Raw genomic sequence first — 4,486 nt, 5'->3', positions numbered from 1 at the left:
GGCGGCGCCTGTGCAGTTGATGGTCAAGCTGGGACTGGATATGGATGGCTTCAGCCACTGGTTTGCTGCCAATGCGGTGCTCAATATCGCCACTTGTTTCCTGGCGCCCCGCTTCATCGTCAAGGTCGGGGCCAGACGCACGCTGCGGTTGGGGCTGCTGGTGATCTGTCTGTCGGCACTGATGCTGACCCTGGTGCAAGATATCCCGCATCCGCTGGCCATGATGGGGCCTGTCTTCCTCTCCAGCATCGGCTTTGCCATGGTGTTGGGGGCCGCCGCAGGTATGGCATTGGCACCCTTTGGTCACTGTGCCGGTACGGCTGCCGCGCTGCTCGGGCTCTTCCAGATGAGTGGGGCCGGTGCCTTGGTTGGCATCACTGGGGCGCTGGTTGCGGATCCACTCAACCAGCTGGCGTTGCACATGTGGTTATTGTTGCCGCCTCTGGTGATGCTGCTGACCCGGCGTGGCCGCCGCCTCTGCGCCAGCGCTTGAGGGTGATGACAGCGATGTGCAAGACGGGGGCTCAGGCCCCCGTTTTTATTTCTCGCTCTCAAGACGCTGCCTCCCTGTCAAAAGTTGTCTGATTGCCAGATGCTGGACTATGGGGTCGACAGTGGTGATATAGGGGAGCCTGTTGCCTTGGAAGTGGATTAACTGTTCATAAAATCGTTTTTTGTTGAAATTTTGTATCAAAAAAATAGGGTTGTTTAGGTTTTTTCATCCACTGGGTGAGAAAATATCATTGTGATACTCGTTTTCATTAACTGGGGTTAGGGTTATATTTTGCGCGCCTCTTGGCTCCCTTATTCATCTTTGAACAAAGGGGTACAGCTGGCCTGTGATGGCAACGATGCCATCTCTCCAAATTTTTGAGGGTATGCACATGAACAAAGTACTGGTAGCCGGTATCCTGGGTCTGATGTTGACCGCCTGTGGTCAGAAAGAAGAAGCGGCACCGGCTGCGACTCCTGCCGCTGACGCTGCTGCCAAAGTAGAACAAGCCGCCAGCGAAGCTAGCGCCACTGTTGAACAGGCTGCTGACAAGGCTGCCGACAAAGCCGCCGCCGCCGGCGAAGCCACCAAGCAAGCTGCTGCCGATGCAGGCGCAGCCGTAGAGAAGGCCGCTACCGCTGCTGCCGACAAGGTTGAAGCCGCTGTGAGCGATGCCAAAGCCAACTAAGTTGGCTTTGATTGACAAAAACGGGCCGGGGCGATATCCCGGGCCCGTTTTTATTGGTGGCGCCCAATGGCTTGGGTCAGCGCGGCGCCCAGGCTGGATTGAGCAGGGAGGTCAGCACGTGATCCTCCCATTGGCCGTTGATCATCAGGTAGTCGCGGGCATATCCTTCTCGCTCGAAGCCGAGCCGTGCCAGCAGGGCTGCGCTACGCAGGTTGGCGGGCATGTGATTGGCCATGATGCGATGCAGCCCCAGCTCGGCGAACAGATAATCTATCCCCCCTTGTACCACTTCCTGCATCAGTCCCTGCCCCTGATAGGCCTCATCTATCGAGTAGCCAAGGTGGCAGGCCTGAAACATGCCTTGCACTATGTTGGTGAAGTTGCAGGTGGCGATCACCCGCGCACCGCTGGCATCGAGGGCCACCAGGTTGACCGCCTGGCCTGCGAAAAACTGACCGTAGCTCTCTCGCAGCCGGGTAAACCAGCAACCCAGGGTATAGAAGTCAGGATCGCGTCTGGGTTCCCAGGGCGCCAGATGCAGGCGATTTCGTTGATGGTAATCGAGCATCAGATCTGCCCGTTCCGGCGGCAATATGGTGAGCTGGGTGCGCGCCGTCTTGATATGAGGTAGCGCCATCAGGCATCCCTCTGCTGGAGCCACTCTTCCCGCAGCAGGCCGTAGAGGGCGTGATCCACGACCCGGTCTCCCAGCCGCTCGGCCCGGCGCAGCACCCCTTCCTGGCGCATGCCGAGTCGCTCGCACACCGCCCGACTGGGCTCATTGTCGAGGGCGGCACTGATCTCCGCCTTCTCCATGCCCATCTCCTCGAAAGCGTGATGAATGAGGGCCTGGCAGGCGCGACCTATGATGCCGTTGCCCTGCCAGCGCTCCGCCAGCCAGTAACCCAGGGTGACCTTGCCCAGATTCTGATCTATCCGGTTGTAACCTATGACTCCGACCAGCTCCCCCTGATACTCGATGGCCGTGGTGAGAGAGTCGCCACGGGCGAAGCCTTCGATGGCGTGACGAATGAAGGTGGCGGTGTCGTCACGGCGCTGGACGAACGGCACCCAGGGCAACCATTGGGAGAGGTACTCCCGGTTCTGCTGGCAGAGAGCATAGAGCTCGGTTGCCATGTCGGGTTGCAAGAAAGTCAGTGCCAGTTCGTCATCCAATTGCCAGGTGAACATAGGGTCTTGCCTCGGTGCGTCTATGTCATGCATTGATGTGCCAATGTAGCCAATTGGCTTACAGAGCGCCATGGCGACCTTGCCCTTGTTCCTTGGTCATGGGGGAGCTCTCTTGCTGGCAAATATGGGGGGGCAAGGGAGACTTGTCGGTCACGTTCTGGCAGGAAATGTCGTTTGTCCTCTCTCTGGGGGCCCCTTGCAGACTCTTCAGCAGATCCTGCTATCCCTTTGTGCTGAGCTGTCAGTTCTGACAGGGCGCAATCTGTGGCGGTCCCGCTAGCTTAGAGGCGCCGGGAGTGGCCCGGGATATCATCGACCTAAGGAAAGAAGAGATGAACAGAGTCTATTTGGCCGTCGCGCTGGCATGTTGGGGTGGCGCCGTTCTGGCCGCCGAGCAAGTCGCAATTGAACAGGTTGCCGGTATTCAGGGGGCGCCGAGTGGCGCGGCGGGGGTGAGCGCCCTGGCAGGGGATGGCGAGTACCGTCAGGTTCGTGCCGTTACTCTGCCCAATGGCCAGCTGCGGGTCCGCTATGAGCAGACCTGGCATGGTATCCCGGTGTGGGGTCAGGTGCTGGTGGCTGAGCAATCCCTTGGTGGCCAGGTCAGCAAGTTGTCCGGGCAGATATTGCGCCAGATAGAGGGGGATGTGGCTAGCCCTGTGGCGACCCTTAGCCCGGCAGAGGCGGCGGTCAAGGCGCGCAATGGCGCCAAGGGTAGCAACGAGCGGGTCAAGTTGCTCGTGGTGCAAGATGAGGCCGGACAGGCGCGTCTGGTCTATCTGGTCTCCTGGCTGGCGGCGGGCGAGGCGCCGAGCCGCCCCTTCGTGATGGTCGATGCCCACAGTGGTGCCGAGCTCAAGCGCTGGGAGGGGATCAATCATCAGAATGCCAGCGGTCCGGGCGGCAACACCAAAACTGGCAAGTATTTCTATGGCGCCGATTTCGGCCCCCTGCTGGTCGATGCCAACTGCCGGATGAGCAGCGCCAACGTCGATACCATCAACATGAATCATGCCACCTCGGGGGGCAGCGTTCACCAGTTCAGCTGCCCGGAAAATACGGTCAAGGAGATCAACGGCGCCTTCTCGCCCCTCAATGATGCCCACTACTTCGGCAATGTGGTGTTCGACATGTACCGCAGCTGGTACAACACGGCGCCGCTCAGCTTCAAGTTGAAGATGCGGGTCCACTATGGCCGCAACTATGAGAACGCCTTCTGGGATGGCAGCCAGATGACCTTTGGTGACGGCGCTACCACCTTCTATCCCTTGGTAAGCCTGGATGTGGCCGCCCATGAGGTGAGCCACGGCTTTACCGAGCAGAACGCGGGGCTGGTCTATGCCAATCAATCCGGCGGCATCAACGAGGCCTTCTCCGACATGGCGGGGAAGCTGCCGAGAACTTCATGAAAGGCAGCAACGACTGGCTGGTGGGCGCCCAGATCTTCAAGGGCAACGGTTCACTGCGCTACTTCGAGGATCCGACCCGGGATGGCCGCTCCATCGGTCATGCCAGCGATTATCGCAGCGGCATGGACGTGCACCACAGCTCGGGGGTCTATAACCGCGCGTTCTACCTGCTGGCCAACAGCAGCGGCTGGAACACCCGCAAGGCGTTCGAGGTGTTCGTGCTGGCAAACAGACTCTATTGGGGTCCTAACGCCAGCTTCGATCAGGGGGCCTGTGGCGTGACCCGGGCGGCCACGGATCTTGACTACAGTCTGAGCGATGTGGCGGCCGCCTTCAGCACGGTCGGCGTCAATGCCAGTTGTGGTAGCACGCCGCCCTCAGGGGGCAGTGTGTTGCAAAACGGCGTGGCCCAGACCGGACTGGCGGGAGCCCAGGGGGGCAAACTCAATTACACCATTGAGGTTCCGGCCGGCAAGAGCACGCTTGTGGTTGCCAGCAGTGGCGGCAGCGGTGATGCGGATCTCTATGTGAAATTTGGTGCTGTGCCAACCAGCACCAGCTACGATTGCCGCCCCTACAAGAGTGGCAACACCGAGACCTGCACCCTCAATGCGCCCAAGGCGGGCACCTGGCATGTGCAACTGAGTGGCTTTAGTGCCTTCTCTGGTGTGAGTCTTAAGGCAAGTTATTGATAGAATGAGGTTT

Annotated in this window: 3 protein-coding genes and 2 pseudogenes; 3 read left to right on the top strand and 2 right to left on the bottom strand. The window is 59.7% G+C overall.

Going from position 1 to position 4,486, the window contains the following annotated elements; translation table 11 throughout:
* Together G113_RS19315 and G113_RS19310 are read left to right on the top strand one after the other, a co-directional pair.
* Positions 1-493, top strand: a pseudogene (locus G113_RS19315) (Bcr/CflA family drug resistance efflux transporter); the annotation flags it as partial.
* A gap of 391 nt (positions 494-884) precedes the next feature.
* Positions 885-1,181, top strand: a complete 297-nt coding sequence (locus tag G113_RS19310; RefSeq protein WP_005910532.1) for a hypothetical protein — start codon at positions 885-887, stop codon at positions 1,179-1,181.
* 76 nt (positions 1,182-1,257) lie between these two features.
* On the opposite strand, the gene G113_RS19305 is transcribed toward G113_RS19310, so the two are convergent.
* Together G113_RS19305 and G113_RS19300 are read right to left on the bottom strand one after the other, a co-directional pair.
* Positions 1,258-1,818, bottom strand: a complete 561-nt coding sequence (locus G113_RS19305; RefSeq protein ID WP_005910530.1) for a GNAT family N-acetyltransferase — start codon at positions 1,816-1,818, stop codon at positions 1,258-1,260.
* Positions 1,818-2,372: a GNAT family N-acetyltransferase gene (locus tag G113_RS19300; RefSeq protein WP_005910528.1), complete on the bottom strand. Its 555-nt coding sequence runs from the start codon at positions 2,370-2,372 to the stop codon at positions 1,818-1,820. The genes G113_RS19305 and G113_RS19300 overlap by 1 nt, the downstream gene beginning before the upstream one ends.
* 332 nt (positions 2,373-2,704) lie before the next feature.
* Here G113_RS19300 and G113_RS19295 point away from each other — a divergent pair.
* A pseudogene (locus G113_RS19295) lies at positions 2,705-4,473 on the top strand (M4 family metallopeptidase).
* Positions 4,474-4,486: the final 13 nt, after the last annotated feature.

This window comes from Aeromonas molluscorum 848, from assembly GCF_000388115.1.
In the GTDB taxonomy this organism is placed as follows: Bacteria; Pseudomonadota; Gammaproteobacteria; order Enterobacterales; family Aeromonadaceae; genus Aeromonas; species Aeromonas molluscorum.
Note: the sequence above shows the minus strand (reverse complement) of the source record. Positions and strands in the feature narration are given on the sequence as shown.